The sequence below is a fragment of the Streptomyces inhibens genome, from assembly GCF_022221585.1.
Taxonomy (GTDB): domain Bacteria; phylum Actinomycetota; class Actinomycetes; order Streptomycetales; family Streptomycetaceae; genus Streptomyces; species Streptomyces inhibens.
The window spans coordinates 7442970-7460601 of sequence record NZ_CP084681.1; the positions used below are offsets into that span (position 1 = coordinate 7442970).

Genomic DNA, 17632 nt, shown 5'->3' on the forward strand with positions numbered 1-17632 from the left:
ATGGCAGGACGAGTGGCAGGAATGTAGCGGGTGTTGTCAGGGCTGCCACTCGTGACGGTCGGGCGCGGGGCCGATGCTTGATCGACATGACCACTCCTCTTCCGGGGCGCCAGGGGACGGGTACGCCCGCAGGCGCCTGTGACCTGCACGATTCGTCCACGCCGCGCCCCGACGCCTCCCAAGCTCGCGACACCTCCCCAGCCCCCGACACCTCCCCAGCTCCCGACGCTCCCGGAGCCCCCGACCCACGCCGCTGGCTCGTCCTGGCGATAGCGTCCGCGGCCCAGTTCCTGGCCGTGCTCGATCTGCTCGCGGTCACCATCGCGTTCCCCGAGATCGGCCGGGACTTCGCGCCGGCGCCCGCCTCCGCGCTGTCCTGGGTGCTCAACGGCTACACGATCGTGCTCGCCGCCCTGCTGGTACCGGCCGGCCGGATCGCCGACGAGGCGGGGCGGCGGCGCTGCTTCCTGATCGGCATGGTGCTCTTCGGCCTCGCCTCGGCGGCCTGCGGCGCGGCGCCCACCCTCACCCTGCTCATCGCGGCCCGCGTGGTGCAGGGGGTGGCCGCCGCGGTGCTGATCCCCACCTCCCTCTCCCTCGCGCTGCCCGCCTTCCCGCCGCACGAGCGGGCCACCGCGGTCGGCGCGTGGACGGCGGTCAGCGCCGTGGCGGCGGGTTCGGGCCCGGTGATCGGCGGCTTGCTCGCCGCCTCCGACTGGCGGCTGATCTTCCTGATCAATGTCCCGGTGGTGCTGCTCGCGGTCGGCGCCGGCGTCCGGCTGCTGCCCCGGTCCGTACGCGGCGAGCGGCACGCCCTCGATCTGCCGGGCACGGGGCTGGTGCTGGTGTGCATCGGCGCGTGGGTGACCGCATGCGTCGAGGCTCCAGAGTGGGGGTTCACCGGCCCGGCCACGTTCGCCGTCCTCGCCGTCGGCGTGGTGGCCGGAGCGCTGGGCGTACGGCATGTGCGCCGGGCCGCGGAGCCCGTCGTGGATCCGGCGCTCTTCAGGACGCCCGGGTTCACGGCGGCCACCCTGGGGCTGCTCAGCTACTTCGTGGCGTACTCCGCGATGACGCTCGGCGCGAGCCTGCTGTTCACCGATGTCTGGCACTACTCGGTCCGCACGGCCGGCCTGGCGCTGGCGCCCTGGCCGGTCACGGTGCTGGTGGTCTCCGCACTCTCCGGCCGGCTCGTCGCGGCGATCGGCGCCCGCGGCACCGGCGTCATCGGGGGCCTGTGTTTCGTGGCGGCCGCCCTCTGGTGGCTCGTCCTGGCCGACGACGGCAGCGCGGGCACGCACTACGCGGCGCACTTCCTGCCCGGCCTGATCCTCGCCGGGTTCGGCACGGGTCTGTACCAGCCGGTGATGTTCGCCGCCACGGGTCTGCTGCCGTCCCACCGGCTGTCCCTCGGCTCCGGCGTCCTGATGGTCTCCCGGCAGTTCGGTACGGCGCTCGGCGTGGCCGTACTGATCGCCGTCACGGGAGGGCAACAGAGCCCGGGGACAGAGGGATTGCGGGGCGGCTGGATCATTGCGGCGGTGGCCGCGGCGGCCGCGGTGGTCGCGGCGCTGACCCTGCGGCCGGCCGGTGGACGGGACGGCGGAGAGGAGGGCGGAGAGGACGGCTGAGGGGACGGCGGAGAGGGCGACCGACGGGCCGGCCACCCCGACATCTCCCCGACATCCCCCGACTCCCTCCGCCGGGCCCCGGAAGCGGCCAAGATGGGGAGATGGGATTCCAAGTCGACTCCGAGGCCGGGCGGCTGCGCCGGGTCATCCTGCATCGCCCCGATCTGGAGCTGAAGCGGCTGACCCCCTCGAACAAGGACGCCTTGCTCTTCGATGACGTGCTGTGGGTGCGCCGGGCGCGGGCCGAGCACGACGGGTTCGCCGATGTGCTCCGCGACCGGGGCGTGGAGGTGCATCTCTTCGGGGATCTGCTGGCCGAGAGCCTGCAGATCCCCGAGGCGCGGACACTGGTCCTCGACCGGGTCTTCGACGAGAAGGAGTACGGGCCGCTGGCCACCGACCATCTGCGGGCCGCCTTCGACGAACTGCCGGTGCCGGATCTGGTCGAGGCGCTGGTCGGCGGGATGACCAAGCGCGAGTTCCTGGAGCGCCATCCCGAGCCGACCTCGGTCCGCTTCCATGTGATGGACCTGGACGACTTCCTGCTGGGCCCGCTGCCCAACCACCTCTTCACCCGCGACACCTCCGCCTGGATCTACGACGGGGTGTCGATCAACTCGATGCGCTGGCCCGCCCGGCAGCGCGAGACCGTGCACTACGAGGCGATCTACGGGTACCACCCGCTCTTCCGCGGTGCGGACTTCCATGTCTGGTCGGAGGGGCAGGCGGACTTCCCCTCGACGATCGAGGGCGGCGACGTCCTGGTGATGGGCAGTGGTGCGGTGCTGATCGGGATGAGCGAGCGGACCACCCCGCAGGCCGTCGAGCTGCTGGCGCGCGGGCTGTTCGCGGCGGGTTCCGCGCGCACGATCGTGGCGCTCGACATGCCCAAGCGGCGGGCCTTCATGCATCTGGACACCGTCATGACCATGATCGACGGGGATACCTTCACCCAGTACGAGGGGCTGGGGATGCTCCGCTCGTACACCATCGAGCCGGGCTCGGGCGACCAGGACCTCAAGGTCACCGACCATCCGCCGGAGCATATGCACCGCGCCATAGCGGCCTCGCTGGGCCTGTCCGACATCCGTGTGCTGACCGCGACCCAGGATGTGCACTCGGCCGAGCGTGAGCAGTGGGACGACGGCTGCAATGTGCTGGCGGTGGAGCCGGGCGTGGTGGTGGCGTACGAGCGGAACGTCACCACGAACACCTTTCTGCGCAAGCGCGGCATCGAGGTGATCACCATCCCGGGGAGCGAGCTGGGGCGGGGGCGGGGCGGGCCGCGCTGTATGAGCTGTCCGGTGGCGAGGGACGCGGTGCCGGGGGCAGCCTGAGGCGTGACGGCCGCGCAGAGGTGACGGCCAAGGGGCGTGCCTCACAGGCAGCCGTATAGAGATGCAGGGGTTCGTATACACTTCCAAGGGTACGAGTCCATGTACGAGTCCGTACGAGCCCCGTCCCGACCGCCGCGAACCAGGAGCCCACCCATGGCGATAGACCTCACGGGCCGCCACTTCCTCAAGGAGCTGGACTTCAGCGCCGAGGAATTCCGCCGACTGATCGACCTGGCGGCCGAGCTGAAAGCGGCCAAGCGCGCCGGTACCGAGGTCCCTCGCCTCCAGGGCAGGAACATCGCCCTGATCTTCGAGAAGACCTCGACCAGGACCCGCTGCTCCTTCGAGGTCGCGGCCGCGGACCAGGGCGCCTCGACCACCTACCTCGACCCGTCCGGCTCGCAGATCGGGCACAAGGAGTCGGTGAAGGACACCGCGCGGGTGCTGGGCCGGATGTTCGACGGTATCGAGTTCCGCGGCAGCCGGCAGTCCGACGTCGAGGAGCTGGCGGCGTACGCCGGTGTGCCCGTCTTCAACGGGCTGACCGACGACTGGCACCCGACCCAGATGCTCGCCGATGTGCTGACCATGGTCGAGCACGGCGGCGGCCGCCCCTTGGAGGAGACCGCCTTCGCCTACCTCGGCGACGCCCGCAACAACATGGGCAACTCCTACCTCGTCACCGGTGCGCTGCTCGGCATGGACGTACGGATCGTCGCGCCCCGGCAGCTCTGGCCCGATGACGCGGTGGTCGCGCAGGCGCGCGCGCTCGCCGAGAAGAGCGGCGCCCGGATCACGCTCACCCAGGACGTCGCCGAGGGCGTGCGGGGCGCGGACTTCGTCACCACGGATGTCTGGGTCTCCATGGGGGAGCCCAAGGAGGTCTGGGACGAGCGGATCGCCCTGCTCGCCCCGTACGCGGTCACGATGGAGGTGCTGCGGGCCACCGGCAAGCCGGAGGTGAAGTTCCTGCACTGTCTGCCCGCGTACCACGACCTGGGCACGGCGATCGGCCGGGAGATCCACGCCCGGCACGGGCTGTCGTCGCTGGAGGTCACCGACGAGGTCTTCGAATCCGCGCACTCCGTCGTCTTCGACGAGGCGGAGAACCGGATGCACACCATCAAGGCCGTTCTGGTCGCGACGCTCGCCCGATAAGGCGGCCCTCACGCCGTATAGCCATACGCCCGAGCGGGCGATCATGCGGTATCAGCGGTTACCATCGAGCCGCTCGCGGGGTTCGGACCCACCGGTCCGGACCCCGCTCTGCGTGTGGCCCACCCCCGCCACGCGCACCGCACCACCAGAGAGAGAACCACCCATGCGCCCGCCCGTCTCCCGCCACCGCCCCAAGGAGGCGCTGCGCGCCGCACCTCTTGCAGGTCCGTCCGGACTGCGCATCAAGTCCCCCGACGTCCTCGTCGCCGAATCAGGCGCGGACCTCGAAGGCAACGGCCTCAAGCGCAGCATGGGGCTCTTCCAGCTCGTGAGCTTCGGCATCGGCGCCATCGTCGGCACCGGCATCTTCGTCGGCCTGTCCGACACCGTCGCCGAGGCCGGCCCCGCCGTCATCGTCTCCTTCCTGCTGGCGGCCGTCACCTGCGTCTTCACCGCCTTCTCCTTCGCGGAGCTGGGCGGCGCGATACCGGTGTCCGGTAGCTCGTACTCCTACGCGTACGCCACCCTCGGCGAGCGCACCGCCTTCCTCGTCGGCTGGTGCCTGCTGCTCGAATACGGCATCTCGGTCTCGGCGGTCGCCGTCGGCTGGGGCCAGTACCTGAACGAGCTGCTCGGCAGCCTGACCGGCTGGCAGCTGCCGGCCGCGCTCTCCAACCCGCCCGGCGACGGCGGCATCGTCAACATCCCGGCCGTCGTCGTGATCGCGCTCGCCGCGCTCCTGCTCGTCCGCGGAATCCGGGAGAGCGCCCGGGCGACCGCCGCGATGGCGGTGCTCAAGCTCGCCATCCTGGCCCTGTTCTGTGTGATCGGCTTCAGCGCCTTCCAGGACGGCAACCTCGCGCCGTTCGCCCCGCAGGGCGTCGCCGGCATCACCTCCGGCGCCTCGGTCGCGTTCTTCTCGTACATCGGCTTCGACGCGATCACCACCGCCGGCGAAGAGGTCAAGAACCCCCGGCGCAACATCCCCGTCGCGATCATGGTCTGCATCGGTGTGGTCACCGTCCTGTACTGCCTGGTTGCGGTCGCCGCCATCGGTGCGCTCTCCTCCGACCAGGTCGCCGATCAGCCCGCCGCGCTGTCGCTGATCGTCAACCACGTCACCCACTCGGCGTTCGGCGGCGGGGTGATCGCGTTCGGCGCGGTCGTCGCGATCGCCTCGGTCGTGCTCGCGGTGATGTACGGCCAGACCCGCATTCTGATGTCGATGTCGCGGGACGGTCTGATCCCGCGGATCTTCGAGCGGATCTCACCCCGTACGTCCACCCCCGTCGCCAACACCTGGATCGTCGCGGCCGTCTTCGCCGTGCCGGCCGCGGTCGTCCCGCTGGACGTGGTGATGAATCTGACCACCATCGGCACGCTGGCGGTCATGGCGGTGGTCAACCTCAGCGTGATGGTGCTCCGCCGCACCCGCCCCGATCTGCCGCGCCGCTTCCGGGTCCCGCTCTTCCCGGTCAGCCCGGTGCTCGGCATCGGCTTCTGCGGCTACCTGATGTACGGAACGGGTCCGGCGACCTGGCTGCAGTTCGCCGCGTTCCTGGTGGTCGGCGCGCTGGTCTACGCGCTGTACGGGCGCCGTCGCTCGCGTCTCGGGACGACGACACCTCAGTCGCCCGCGGCCGGGACCGGGGAGGCCGTGGCGGCTCCCGGGACGCCCGTGGTCAGTGTCGGCGCGGCCCCCGCAGCTCGGGAAGGGTGAACCAGACGGCCTTGCCGTGCGGCGTCGGGCGGCAGCCGGAGGCGGAGCTCAGCGCCCGGATCAGCAGCAGGCCACGGCGGTACGCGCAGCCCCGGCCGGTGCGGTCGTCGGCGGTGCCGGCGCCCTCGGCCTGCTGCGCCGGGTGGCGGCCGTCCGCGAGGTGACCGCCCTCCGTCGCCGCCGGCGCGGGTCCGGTCACCGCCATCGCCGGCACCGGAGCACCCGGCCTTTCCACGGGGAGCGGAGCGCCGAGCCCCTCGACGGGCATCGGATCGCCGTCGTGCACCTCCACCCGGCAGCCCTCCGGCCCCCGCTCCACCACCAGCTCGATGGGGTGGTCCGTACCGCGGGTGTGCTTGACGGCATTGGCGACCAGCTCGGCGGTCAGCAGCTGCGCCGTGGTGCGGTCGGCCGTGGCCCGGAGGTCCTGCATGGCGCATCTGACCATGGCCCGGGCAATGGGGACGGCGGCCGCGCTGTGCGGCAGCGTGAGGCGCCAGGTGGTGGGGGCGGGCGGTGTGAACATGAGCATTGCGCTGTTCGTTCCATTCACAAAAAGGCCTGGTCGAAGACCTGTGGGCCAGATCGGACACGTCCACCGTAGAGAGCGCGGGGGTGGCCGGGTGAGGGGCGAGCGGCCGGGAATGGGGTGACCTAAGTCATCCGGTGGCCGGGACCTTCGGCCCATCCCCTGTGGCCCGGTCGGCCCTGCCCGCGCCCCGGCCTCGGTCGGCGGGATCTCCGGGAACCGAAACTCCGCAGCTCCCGTGGGCTGCTACGGGCGGCCGGACGGCGCCGGGCGCGGGGTGCGCCACGCCGCTGTCTCATATCGCGTCCTCGTGACGAGAGTCATGAAGCGGTGATAGCTTCGAAGGGCATCCAGAAGATGCGAGGAGCATCCGGAAGAGCAATCCACCGGCCGACCGGCCAAAGGGGGCAGGCAGTCCGATGAGCCCGTTCGCAGGATCCGCCCGCAGCACAGACACCTGGCAGCACATCCGCGTGACCAGGAAGGACGGGATCGCCACCGTCACCCTGGCGCGCCCCGAGAAGCTCAATGCACTCACCTTCGAGGCCTACGCCGACCTGCGCGACCTGCTCGCCGAGCTGTCCAGGGAACGCTCCGTACGCGCCCTGGTGCTCGCCGGCGAGGGGCGCGGATTCTGCTCCGGCGGCGATGTCGAGGAGATCATCGGCGCCACCCTGGGCATGGACACCGGGCAGCTGCTCGACTTCAACCGGATGACCGGTCAGGTCGTGCGGGCGCTGCGGGAGTGCCCCTTCCCGGTGATCGCCGCCGTGCACGGCGTGGCGGCCGGGGCCGGCGCCGTGCTCGCACTGGCCGCCGACTTCCGTGTCGCCGACCCCTCCGCCCGCTTCGCGTTCCTCTTCACCCGGGTCGGCCTGTCCGGCGGTGACATGGGCGCGGCCTATCTGCTGCCCCGCGTCATCGGCCTCGGCCACGCCACCCGGGTGCTGATGCTCGGTGACGCCGTACGGGCGCCGGAGGCCGAACGGCTCGGTCTGATCAGCGAGTTGGCCGAGGAGGGCCGGGTCGACGAGGCGGCCGCCGCGCTCGCCAGGCGGCTCGCCGAGGGGCCCGCGCTGGCGCACGCCCAGACCAAGGCGCTGCTCACCGCCGAGCTCGACATGCCGCTGGCCGCCGCTGTCGAGATGGACGCCGCCACCCAGGCGCTGCTGATGAACAGCGCCGACTACGCGGAATTCCACGCCGCGTTCACGGAGAAGCGGACGCCCAAGTGGCAGGGGAAATAGCCATGCGGGTCGCCATCATCGGCGGTGGGCCGGGCGGACTGTACGCAGCGGCCCTCCTCAAGCGCCTCGACCCCACCCGCGAGATCACCGTATGGGAGCGCAACGCCCCCGACGACACCTTCGGGTTCGGCGTCGTGCTCTCCGACGAGACCCTCGGCGGCATCGAGCACGCCGACCCGGAGGTCTACCGCGCGCTCCAGGCGGAGTTCGTCCGCTGGGACGACATCGACATCGTGCACCGGGGTAGCACCCTCACCTCCGGCGGACACGGCTTCGCGGCGCTCGGGCGGCGCCGGCTGCTGGCCGTACTGCACCAGCGCTGCCGCGACCTCGGCATCGAGCTGCGCTTTCGTACCGAGGCGCCGCCCGCAGCCGAACTGGCCCGCGCGTACGACCTGGTGATCGCCGCCGACGGGGTGCACAGCGCGACCCGCACCGCGCACGCCGACGCCTTCGGCCCGCGGTTGACCACCCACCGCTGCCGCTACATCTGGCTCGCCGCCGACTTCGCCTTCGACGCCTTCCGCTTCGAGATCGCCGAGACCGAACACGGCGTCGCACAGCTCCACGCCTACCCGTTTTCCAAGGACGCCAGCACCGTCATCGTCGAGATGCGCGAGGAGGTCTGGCGGTCGGCCGGACTCGACCGCTGTGACGAGCGTGAGTCGGCCGAATGGTGCGCGAAGGTCTTCACGGACGCGCTGCGTGGCCGGTCGCTGCGCTCCAACAACTCCAGCTGGATCGCCTTCCGCACCGTCGTCAACGACCGCTGGTCGCACGGCAATACGGTGCTGCTGGGCGATGCCGCGCACACCGCGCACTTCTCCATCGGCTCCGGCACCAAGCTCGCCGTCGAGGACGCCCTGGCGCTGGCCGCCTGCCTCCAGGAGCAGCCCGACACCGCCGGCGCCCTGGCCGCGTACGAGGAGGAGCGCCGCCCCGTCGTCGCCTCCACCCAGCGCGCCGCCCGCGCCAGCCTCGCCTGGTTCGAGGAGCTGGCCACCTATATCGACCAGCCGCCCCGCCAGTTCGCCTTCAACCTCCTCACCCGCAGCCGCCGCGTCACCCATGACAACCTGCGGCTGCGCGATCCCGGATTCGTCGCGGCCGTCGAGGACGAGGCGGGTACCCCACCCGGCACGCCACCCATGTTCACCCCTTTCCGGCTGGGTGAACTGACGCTGCGCAACCGGGTCGTGGTCTCCCCGATGGACATGTACTCCGCCGTGGACGGCGACGGCACCCCCGGCGACTTCCACCTCGTCCACCTCGGCGCCCGCGCGCTGGGCGGCGCCGGGCTGGTGATGACGGAGATGGTGTGCGTCAGCCCCGAGGCGCGGATCACCCCGGGCTGTACGGGGCTGTATGCGCCGGGCCACGAGACGGCCTGGCGCCGGGTCACCGACTTCGTCCACACCTCCGCCCCCGGCACCGCCATCGGCGTCCAGCTCGGCCACTCCGGCCGTAAGGGGTCCACCCGGCTGATGTGGGACGGCATCGACCAGCCGCTCCCGGAGGGCAACTGGCCGGTCGTGGCGCCCTCCGCGCTGCCCTACCACGCCGGCGTCAACCAGGTCCCGCACGCCCTGACCGAGCCCGAACTCGCCCTGATCCGCGAGCAGTTCGTACGCTCCGCCGAGTCCGCGGCCCGCGCCGGATTCGATCTCCTCGAACTGCACTGCGCCCACGGCTATCTGCTCTCCAGCTTCCTCTCCCCGCTCACCAACCACCGCACCGACGCCTACGGCGGCGACCGCACCGCCCGGCTGCGCTTCCCGCTGGAGGTCTTCGACGCGGTCCGCGCCGTCTGGCCGGCCGGACGCCCGATGACGGTCCGGATCTCCGCGACCGACTGGGCGGACGGCGGCACCACCGCCGACGACGCGGTGGCGATCGCCCGGGCCTTCGCCGAGCACGGCGCCGACGCCATCGATGTCTCCACCGGGCAGGTCGTCCCCGACGAGCGCCCCGACTTCGGCCGCTCGTACCAGACGCCGTTCGCCGACCGGATCCGCAACACCCTCGGCGTGCCGGTCATCGCGGTCGGCGCCATCTCCTCCTGGGACGACGTCAACTCCCTGGTGCTGGCCGGGCGCGCGGACCTGTGCGCGCTGGCACGGCCGCATCTCTACGACCCGCAGTGGACGCTGCACGCCGCAGCCGAGCAGGGTTACGCGGGGCCGGGCGCCCCCTGGCCGCTGCCCTACCAGGCGGGCAGCCGCACACCGCCCACCGGGCGCACCGACGCGCCGAAGCCCCGCCTCACGCTGCGGTGAGGTGCGGCTCTCAGCGCCCTGACGGGCTGAGTCCGGCTGACGGCCCTGCGGCACTAAGATGCGGGCCGTGTGGTTTGTTTTCCGGTGCCAAGGGGGCTGTTCCTCTGTCGGTGCGGTGGGTCGGTGGCGTCAGACGGAGAGCTCCACACAGCGGCCGTGCGGGTCGAGATGGCTCATCGCGCCGGGCGACGCCAGACCCGGCAGGGTGTGCTTCCACAGAGCCGTGACGCGCTCGGGAAGATCGGCGCGATTGGTCGCGGCCCGCGAGAACAACTGCACGCCCATGTAGGCGGCGACAAAGAACTCGGCCGCCCGGTCCGGTGCCACACCGGGCAGTAATTCCCCGTTGTCCCGCGCCTCGGTGAACATCGTGGTGATGATGTCGGTCCAGGCCTGGTAGGGCACCAGGGGCTCCTCGCTGAAGGTCGTCTCGACCGCGATACGGGTGCCGGCCTGCAGTAGCGGGTCAATGCGCAGGGCCAGCGCCACCTGGTGGGTGAAGTCGATGGCGTCCTGCAGCCGGGACTCGCTGACTTGCGGAAGGAACGGATCGGTCTGTTCCGTGATGACCGCGCGCGCCAGTGCGTCCTTGGACGTGAAGTGGAAGTACACCGCCCCTTTGGTCACGCCGGCGCGCTGGATGATCTCGGCTATCGTGGCGGCCTGGTACCCGCGGGCACCGATGACATGAGCCGCTGCTTCGAGGACGGCGCGTCGGGTGCGCACTGCGCGTGCCTGCTTGACCACCGATCATCCTCCGTATGCTCTCTTGGAGTTGTTGTGCCTGAGCGCGACCCGCCGCCTGTGGCCGCGCAGTCTATTTCCGCATCATAAAGAAGCCAACCATGCGGTATTGAATTCGCGCCCACTGAGCGCGGTGCGGCTCGGCGGCCGTGGCCCGTCGGAGCGCTCCGGTGTGACACCGTCGAGTGCCACAAGTGCAAGGAGCTTCAACGATGTCCCCCACCGCTGTGCCCGCCCCGCCCGCCGTGCACCGGGAGGTCCGGCTCGCCGCCCGCGCCGAGGGAGAGCTGACCGCGCACCACTTCACGATCGCCGAGGTCGCGGTGCCGGAACCGGAGCCGGGACAGGTGCTGGTGCGCACCCGGGTGATGGCGGTGACCGCCGCGATGCGGACCCAGATGACCGGGGCCCCGCTGCCGATGCCCTCCTTCGTGCCGGGCGCGGCGCTGTGGGGCTCCGCGGTCGGTGAGGTGGTGGCCGCCCCCGGCGGCGGCTTCACCCCCGGCGAACTCGTCCATCACCCGTACGGATGGCGGGAGTTCGCTCTCGTCGAGGAGTCGCGGATACGACGCCTCGCACCGGACGCGCTGCCCACCGCCGCCGCGCATCTGTCGCAGGGCGCGACGGCCTGGGGCGCGCTGCGTCGGACCGCCGAAGTCCGACCCGGTGACACGGTGTTCGTCACCGGCGCGGCGGGCGGTGTGGGCAGCCTGGCCGGTCAGCTCGCCCGGCGGCTGGGTGCCGGCCGGGTCGTCGGCAGCACCGGCTCGGAGCGTAAGGCCGCCCGACTGCGTGCCGAGTTGGGGTACGACGACACGATCGTGCGCGGCGCCGGGCCGATCGAGCGGCAGCTGCGCCGGGCGGCACCGGATGGTATCGATGTACTGCTGGACACCGTGGGCGGCGAGCAGCTCACGGCGGCGCTTGCGGTGGCCCGTCCCGATGCGCGGTTCGCGCTGGTCGGCGCGCTCTCCAGCCAGTTGGGCGGGGACGGCGGTGCCGTTGCGCCCGTGGAGCTGGACGCGGGGCTGATCATCACGCGGCGGGTCGCGCTGCGTGGCTTCGGGCTGCACGCACACCCGGATCTGCCGCGGGAGTGGACCAAGGAGTTCGGTCAGGGCCTGCGGGACGGCTCCCTTGTCTTCCCGCATGCCCTGCTGAAGGGGATCGAGCAGGCGCCGAGGGCGCTGTGCGAGCTCACTCAGGGGCGCCATGTCGGGGCCGTGCTGGTCGAGTTGTGACGCCGGACGGGGCGCCTTGTTCCGGGGTGCGGTCGTACGGCCGTGACGGCCGGGTCGGATCAGCCCGCGGCCGGCATCTGTGCCGGCGTCGGGATGCCGGCGGCCGGGACCCGGCTCGGCGCGGCCGGCAGCAGCCGCCACAGATCGACGACGGCCTCCTTGTCCCACCACGTTCCGTCCTCGCCGCCCAGATGCAGCAGGCCCACCACGAGCGAGGTCAACAGCTGGGCGGTGCGCCGCGGTTCGGCGTCCGGCGCCTGCGAGGGGGCGCGGCCGCCGGGCTCACCCGTGCCGCAGGTCACCGCCTTGTCGAGGAAGAGCGCGTACCAGCGCTGCTCCAGGGCGTAGATGCCCAGGCCCGGTGCGGTCTCGGGCCGCAGCCGCAGTCCGGCGCGCAGGACGACGTCCGACTCCACCCGGCCGAAGAGCTCGACGGCGAAGTCCCGTACGGCGGTGGCCAATGGCTGTGTGGAGCAGGTGAAGCCGTTCTCGATCTCCTGCAGGGTGGCGAGCGCGGCGTCCCGCACCGCGAGGGTGAGGTCGTCCTTGGACGTGAAGTGGAAGTAGAGAGCCCCTTTGCTCAGCCGGGCCCGCCGGCTGATCTCGACCATGCCCGCGGCGGGAACCCCCTTCTCCAGGAAGGTCTCTGCGGCCGAGCGGATGAGAGCCTGGCGGCTCTGGATGGCGCGATGCTGGGTGGGCACAGTGTCCGTCCCGTCTCTAGTACGGCTGCTGATTGCAGTCTACATAGAAAACCAACCGTGCGGTTCGATATGCTCAAGAGGATTGGCTGGAACTCTCGCGCCCTGACGCGAAGACGACGCTAGCCCCGCTCGTTCGGTCTTGCAGTGGCTCTCGGGGGAGGCGTGTCACCAGTGTGGCTCTGATGGGGTGTGTTGTCGACCCGTCAGGGTGTGACCAAGGCACATTGACAAACAGCGCGGGCGGTTTTTAAATCTGAAGGCGGTAAACGGGACGATCCCTTCCGTTGCAACTGCCCCGACGGCCGCGTACCGCCCTTGGACAGCGGTGCGCCATGGCGAGACCGCCTCTGCCTTCATCAGTCGTCGACAGCAGGCCGCACGGACCAGCCGAGCCAGCAACGTCACCCGAGCCCCTGCACCCACCATCGGAATCCGGAAAGGTCTCCAGCCATGCGCGTAGCAACGGAAGTCGGCGAACGTCCCGTCAGAGGAGCACGGGGCGCCGGAGGCGAGACGATCAGGGCAGCTGTCTTCGATCTGGACGGCACGCTCGCCAACACTCTGCCGGCGATCAGCAAATTGCTGGTCAAGGTTGCCTCGGAGCAGGGGTGTTCGGTGACCGCACGGCAGGCGGCCTCCGCCATCGGCAAACCGCCCGGCCCCGCCTTCGGCCGGCTGCTGGGCAAGCCCGAGGAGGACGGCCGGGTGCAGGCCGCCATCTCCCGCTACCGCGAACTGTTCGCCTACGAAGTCCTGTGCCAGGGACCGCAGCTGCTCTTCCCCGGCGTGACCGCGGGACTGTCCGCGCTGCGCGCCCACGGCGTCGAACTTGCCGTCGCCACGTCCAAGAGCACCCGCAGCGCCGAGGCGCTGCTCGATGTCATGGGCATCCGCGACCTGGTCGGCCCGGTCATCGGCCAGGACATGGTCCGGCGCGGCAAACCGCACCCGGAGATGGTGCTGCGGGCCGCCGGCCGGCTGGGCGTCGCGGCCTGGCAGAGCGCGTATGTGGGGGACACCGTGGGGGACATGAGGATGGCGGTCACCGCGCGCATGGAGCCGGTCGCGGTGACCTACGGCGTCGGCACGTTCGGCGAACTCGCCGCGGTCGCCGGCACCCGGATGTGCAGCTCGTTCAAGGACGTGGTCTCCGTCATCGCCGCCGCCCGCCCGCGGCCGGCCGTCACGGTGGGAGCCCAGCAGCGGCGCCGCTGAGGCGCGGGGGGAGTGGAGGGGGGTTACGGCCCGGCTGTCGCCTCGCGCACGTAACGGGCGCCCGCCGCCCGCAGTTTGCCGTGCAGCCGGCCGAACACCTCCGCCGCACGGCCACCCGGCCAGTCCTCCGGCAGGAGGGGAGAGGGCAGTCCGGGATCCGCGTAGGGCAGCCGGCGCCAGGCGTCCAGCGCCAGCAGATAGTCGTGGTAGGCCGCCTCGGGGGGCACCGACCGGCGCCGCGACCACCGTCGCAGGACCGGCTCCTGCTCCTCCAGGAAGGCGCGGTGCTGCGCGGCGATGGCGTCCAGGTCCCACCACCGCGCCACCGCGTCCGCCGTGGCGGTGAAACCGGCGTGCGCACCGGTGAAGAGATCGACGTACGGGGCCAGTTGCAGCCGCTCCAGGGTGTGCCGGGTCTCCTCGTAGAGCTGTGCGGGCGCGATCCACACGCCCGGCGCGGCGGTCCCGAAGCCGAGCCGGGCCAGCCGTGAGCGCAGCAGATGCCGCTTGTGCCGCTCCTCCTCGGGGACCGAGAAGACGGCCAGCACCCAGCCGTCGGACAGCCGCGCGGCCGGCCGGCCGAAGATCCGCCGGTCGCCGTCCTCCAGCAGCTGCCGGGCGGCGTCGGACAGTCCGTACGCGGCCGCCCCGGTGGCCGTACGCGCGGGCACCAGCAGTCCGCGCCGCTTGAGCCGGGAGACCGCGGAGCGCACCGACGGCGGGTCCACACCGAGTACACCGAGCAGCCGGATCAGCACGGCGACCGGCACCGGACCGGCCGTGCCGCCCGCCGCGTCGGGCTCGCCGCGCCCGTAGGCGCCGTAGAACGTGACGATCAGGGACCGTGGGGTGCGCTGCGTTTGCCGGTCGTTCACCGGGTCACTCTAGATGGGGCCCGCGTAGCCGGAAGCGCTGGAGTTTGCCGGTCGGGGTGCGGGGCAGCGAGGTGCGGAAGACGATCTCGCGGGGGCATTTGTACGGCGCGATCCGGGCCTTGGTGAAGGCGCGCAGCGCGGCCACGGTGTCCTCCCCCTTCGGGACGCCGGCTCGCAGTACGACATGGGCGACCACCACCTGCCCGCGGTCCTCGTCGGCCCGCCCGACCACCGCCGCCTCGGTCACATCGGGGTGCCGCAGCAGCGCTTCCTCCACCTCGGGACCCGCGATGTTGTAGCCGGCCGAGATGATCATGTCGTCCGCGCGGGCCACATAGTGGAAGTAGCCGTCGGGCTCGCGGACATAGGTGTCGCCGGTGATGTTCCAGCCGCCCTGTACGTACTCCGTCTGCCGGGCGTCCGCGAGATAGCGGCAGCCCGTCGGCCCGCGTACGGCCAGCAGCCCCGGCTCACCGTCCGGCAGCGGCGTACCGTCCGCGCCCACCACCCGTGCCTGGAAGCCCGGCACCGGCAGGCCCGTGGTACCGGGCCGGATCGCCTCGTCGGCGGCCGAGATGAAGATGTGCAGCAGCTCCGTGGCGCCGATGCCGTTGATGATCCGCAGACCGGTCGCGTCGTACCAGGACTGCCAGGTCGCGGCGGGCAGATTCTCACCGGCCGACACACACCGGCGCAGCGAGGAGACGTCGTACCCGGCGAGCTTGGGCAGCATCGCGCGATAGGCGGTCGGCGCGGTGAACAGCACCGAGATCCGGTGCTGGGCGATATCGCCCAGCAGCCGCTCCGGCCCGCCCCAGTCCGCGAGAAAGGCCGAGGCACCGGCCCGCAGCGGGAAGATGACCAGCCCGCCGAGACCGAAGGTGAAGCCGAGCGGCGGGCTGCCGGCGAACACATCGTCCGGGCCCGGGCGCAGCACCTGCGCCGAGAAGGTGTCCGCGATGGCCAGCACATCGCGGTGGAAGTGCATACAGCCCTTGGGGCGGCCGGTGGTGCCCGACGTGAAGGCGATCAGCGCGACATCGTCGGCGGAGGTCGCCACCGCCGGGTACGGCGCACCGCCGGGCCGGGCGAGCTGCCGCAGATCGCCCGGCCCGTCCCCGCCGAACGTGGTGATCCGCAGCCCCGGGACCCCGGCCTTGGCGAGATCGTCGACGGAGCGCACATCGCACAGCGCATGCCCCACCTGAGCGATCTCACAGATCGTGGCGAGCTCGTCGGGGCGCTGCGTGGCGAGCACGGTCACCGCGACCGCCCCCGCCTTCATCACGGCCAGCCAGCAGGCCGCGAGCCATGGCGTGGTGGGGCCGCGCAGCAGGACGCGGTTGCCCGGCAGCACCCCGAGCCGGTCGGTGAGCGCATGGGCGATCGCGTCGACCTGCGCCCGCAGCTGTCCGTACGTCCACACCGGTCCGCTCGCGTCGCGGACCGCGGGCCGGTCCGCGCCGAGCCGTCCGATGGTGCCGTCCAGCAGCTCGGCGCCGCAGTTCAGCCGGTCGGGATAGCCCAGATCGGTGAGGTGTGGCCACTGCTCCCGGGGCGGCAGCCGGTCGCGCGTGAAGGTGTCGGCGTGGGCCGAGGACCGTAGCTCCATGGCGGATGCGCCCCCTAGGGCCGGGTGGCCGACTCGGTCGGCTGCTCGTGCGACCGCTCGTCGACCGGCTCACGACCGGTCGATGAGTGGTCGAGGACTGCCGTTCGGATGCGTCGTCAGCGTAACGTGTTCATGACGGCAGTCAACAGACCGCGATAGAGGACCGCTACCAGGGAGCCGCCTCGTGACCGTATTCGCGCTGGGACCGGACGAACAGGAATGGTGCGCCGACTTGCGCACCATGACGGCCGAACGGCTGAGTCCGCTCGCCGAGAAGGGCGAACCGGGCCGGGTCAACCGCCCCCTGGTCGCCGCCCTCGGCGAACTGGGCCTGCTGCGCCGCCTGTTCCCCGCCGACGGGGCCCTGCGCGCCCTGGACCTGTGCCTGCTGCGGGAATCCCTCGCCCAGGAGTGCACGGAGGCGGAGACCGCGCTGGCGCTCCAGGGGCTGGGGGCCTATCCGATCGTGCAGTCGGGGACCGGGGCCCAGCGCGCCCGCTGGCTGCCCGAGGTGGCCGCCGGGCGCGCGGTCGCGTCCTTCGCGCTCAGCGAGCCGGGCGCGGGCTCGGACGCCGCCGCGCTGTCCCTGGCCGCCGAGCCGGACGGCCCGGACGGCTGGCGGCTGACCGGCGAGAAATGCTGGATCTCCAACGCCCCGGAGGCCGACTTCGCCACCGTCTTCGCCCGTACAGGCGGCGCGGCGGGCGCGCGCGGCGTCACCGCCTTTCTCGTCCCCGCCGACCGGCCGGGCCTGAGCGGTGAGCATCTGGACATGCTCAGCCCGCACCCCATCGGCACGCTGGTCTTCGACGGCACGCCTGTGACCAGGGCGGATGTGCTGGGCGAGGTGGACGGCGGGTTCGCCGTCGCGATGGCCACGCTCAACCTCTTCCGGCCGAGCGTCGGCGCCTTCGCGGTGGGCATGGCGCAGGCCGCGCTGGACGCGGCGCTGGCGCACGCGGGCGCGCGCACCGCGTTCGGCGGCCCGCTCAAGGACCTGCAGTCCGTCGGCCACCAGCTCGCCGAGATGGCCACCCGGGTCGAGTCCGCCCGCCTCCTGGTGTACGCGGCCGCCTCCGCGTACGACATGGGGGCCCCGGACATCGCCCGCCGCTCGGCCATGGCCAAACTGCTGGCGACCGAGACCGCCCAGTACGTCGTCGACGCCGCCGTCCAGATCCACGGCGCCCGCGCGCTGCGCCGTGGCCACCTCCTGGAGCACCTCTACCGCGAGGTCCGCGCGCCGCGTATCTACGAGGGCGCCACGGAGGTGCAGCGCTCGATCATCGCGAAGGAGCTCTACCGGTCCTGAACCCCGCCGTTCGGCACGGCCGTTGCCGGCC

14 protein-coding genes are annotated in these 17632 nt (G+C 71.9%); 9 read left to right on the forward strand and 5 right to left on the reverse strand.

Annotated features, from left to right (window positions below; translation table 11 throughout):
* Positions 1-86 precede the first annotated feature (86 nt).
* The 4 genes from KI385_RS33505 to KI385_RS33520 all read left to right on the forward strand — a co-directional run bounded on the left by KI385_RS33505 (position 87) and on the right by KI385_RS33520 (position 5846).
* Entirely contained in the window at positions 87-1631 is a 1545-nt protein-coding gene (locus KI385_RS33505; protein WP_238575801.1) for an MFS transporter, read from the forward strand.
* A gap of 101 nt (positions 1632-1732) precedes the next feature.
* Positions 1733-2968 carry an arginine deiminase gene (locus KI385_RS33510; RefSeq protein WP_238575802.1) on the forward strand — a complete coding sequence of 412 codons (1236 nt, stop codon included), beginning with the start codon at positions 1733-1735 and terminating at the stop codon, positions 2966-2968.
* A gap of 153 nt (positions 2969-3121) precedes the next feature.
* Positions 3122-4126, forward strand: coding sequence for an ornithine carbamoyltransferase (gene argF, locus KI385_RS33515; protein WP_238575803.1), 1005 nt, complete (start codon positions 3122-3124; stop codon positions 4124-4126).
* 163 nt (positions 4127-4289) lie between these two features.
* Entirely contained in the window at positions 4290-5846 is a 1557-nt protein-coding gene (locus tag KI385_RS33520) for an amino acid permease (RefSeq protein WP_238575804.1), read from the forward strand.
* Here KI385_RS33520 and KI385_RS33525 read toward each other — a convergent pair.
* A complete protein-coding gene (locus tag KI385_RS33525; protein WP_238575805.1) occupies positions 5809-6378 on the reverse strand; it encodes an ATP-binding protein in 570 nt (189 codons plus the stop codon). The two genes, KI385_RS33520 and KI385_RS33525, sit on opposite strands and share 38 nt — an antisense overlap.
* Before the next feature lie 416 nt (positions 6379-6794).
* Between KI385_RS33525 and KI385_RS33530 the strand changes: the two genes are divergently transcribed.
* Both KI385_RS33530 and KI385_RS33535 read left to right on the forward strand, forming a co-directional pair.
* Positions 6795-7622, forward strand: coding sequence for an enoyl-CoA hydratase family protein (locus KI385_RS33530; RefSeq protein ID WP_128510593.1), 828 nt, complete (start codon positions 6795-6797; stop codon positions 7620-7622).
* 2 nt (positions 7623-7624) lie between these two features.
* A complete protein-coding gene (locus KI385_RS33535; protein WP_238575806.1) occupies positions 7625-9898 on the forward strand; it encodes a bifunctional salicylyl-CoA 5-hydroxylase/oxidoreductase in 2274 nt (757 codons plus the stop codon).
* Positions 9899-10027: 129 nt separating this feature from the next.
* Here KI385_RS33535 and KI385_RS33540 read toward each other — a convergent pair whose 3' ends face one another.
* Positions 10028-10645, reverse strand: coding sequence for a ScbR family autoregulator-binding transcription factor (locus tag KI385_RS33540; protein WP_238575807.1), 618 nt, complete (start codon positions 10643-10645; stop codon positions 10028-10030).
* Between the two features lie 209 nt (positions 10646-10854).
* Here KI385_RS33540 and KI385_RS33545 point away from each other — a divergent pair, with 209 nt between their 5' ends.
* On the forward strand, positions 10855-11883 hold the full coding sequence (locus KI385_RS33545; RefSeq protein WP_238575808.1) for an MDR family NADP-dependent oxidoreductase: 1029 nt from the start codon (positions 10855-10857) through the stop codon (positions 11881-11883).
* Between the two features lie 59 nt (positions 11884-11942).
* Here the strand turns inward: KI385_RS33545 and KI385_RS33550 are convergent, their stop codons facing one another.
* Positions 11943-12587 (reverse strand): TetR/AcrR family transcriptional regulator, encoded by a 645-nt coding sequence (locus KI385_RS33550; protein ID WP_238575809.1) that lies wholly within the window; start codon positions 12585-12587, stop codon positions 11943-11945.
* Between the two features lie 450 nt (positions 12588-13037).
* Here KI385_RS33550 and KI385_RS33555 point away from each other — a divergent pair, with 450 nt between their 5' ends.
* Entirely contained in the window at positions 13038-13802 is a 765-nt protein-coding gene (locus KI385_RS33555) for an HAD family hydrolase (protein WP_238575810.1), read from the forward strand.
* Positions 13803-13825: 23 nt separating this feature from the next.
* On the opposite strand, the gene KI385_RS33560 is transcribed toward KI385_RS33555, so the two are convergent.
* Positions 13826-14677 (reverse strand): PaaX family transcriptional regulator, encoded by an 852-nt coding sequence (locus KI385_RS33560; RefSeq protein ID WP_238575811.1) that lies wholly within the window; start codon positions 14675-14677, stop codon positions 13826-13828.
* Positions 14678-14681: 4 nt separating this feature from the next.
* A complete protein-coding gene (locus KI385_RS33565) occupies positions 14682-16289 on the reverse strand; it encodes an AMP-binding protein (RefSeq protein WP_238575812.1) in 1608 nt (535 codons plus the stop codon).
* 184 nt (positions 16290-16473) lie between these two features.
* Between KI385_RS33565 and KI385_RS33570 the strand changes: the two genes are divergently transcribed.
* Positions 16474-17601, forward strand: a complete 1128-nt coding sequence (locus tag KI385_RS33570; RefSeq protein ID WP_238575813.1) for an acyl-CoA dehydrogenase family protein — start codon at positions 16474-16476, stop codon at positions 17599-17601.
* Positions 17602-17632 lie beyond the last annotated feature (31 nt).

Excerpts from the sequence above, each read along its gene's own strand:
- argF (WP_238575803.1), top strand. The coding sequence starts at position 3,122 with ATGGCGATAGACCTCACGGGCCGCCACTTCCTCAAGGAGCTGGACTTC.
- KI385_RS33510 (WP_238575802.1), top strand. The coding sequence starts at position 1,733 with ATGGGATTCCAAGTCGACTCCGAGGCCGGGCGGCTGCGCCGGGTCATC.
- KI385_RS33545 (WP_238575808.1), top strand. The coding sequence starts at position 10,855 with ATGTCCCCCACCGCTGTGCCCGCCCCGCCCGCCGTGCACCGGGAGGTC.
- KI385_RS33555 (WP_238575810.1), top strand. The coding sequence starts at position 13,038 with ATGCGCGTAGCAACGGAAGTCGGCGAACGTCCCGTCAGAGGAGCACGG.
- KI385_RS33505 (WP_238575801.1), top strand. The coding sequence starts at position 87 with ATGACCACTCCTCTTCCGGGGCGCCAGGGGACGGGTACGCCCGCAGGC.
- KI385_RS33525 (WP_238575805.1), bottom strand. The coding sequence starts at position 6,378 with ATGCTCATGTTCACACCGCCCGCCCCCACCACCTGGCGCCTCACGCTG.
- KI385_RS33530 (WP_128510593.1), top strand. The coding sequence starts at position 6,795 with ATGAGCCCGTTCGCAGGATCCGCCCGCAGCACAGACACCTGGCAGCAC.
- KI385_RS33565 (WP_238575812.1), bottom strand. The coding sequence starts at position 16,289 with ATGGAGCTACGGTCCTCGGCCCACGCCGACACCTTCACGCGCGACCGG.
- KI385_RS33520 (WP_238575804.1), top strand. The coding sequence starts at position 4,290 with ATGCGCCCGCCCGTCTCCCGCCACCGCCCCAAGGAGGCGCTGCGCGCC.
- KI385_RS33535 (WP_238575806.1), top strand. The coding sequence starts at position 7,625 with ATGCGGGTCGCCATCATCGGCGGTGGGCCGGGCGGACTGTACGCAGCG.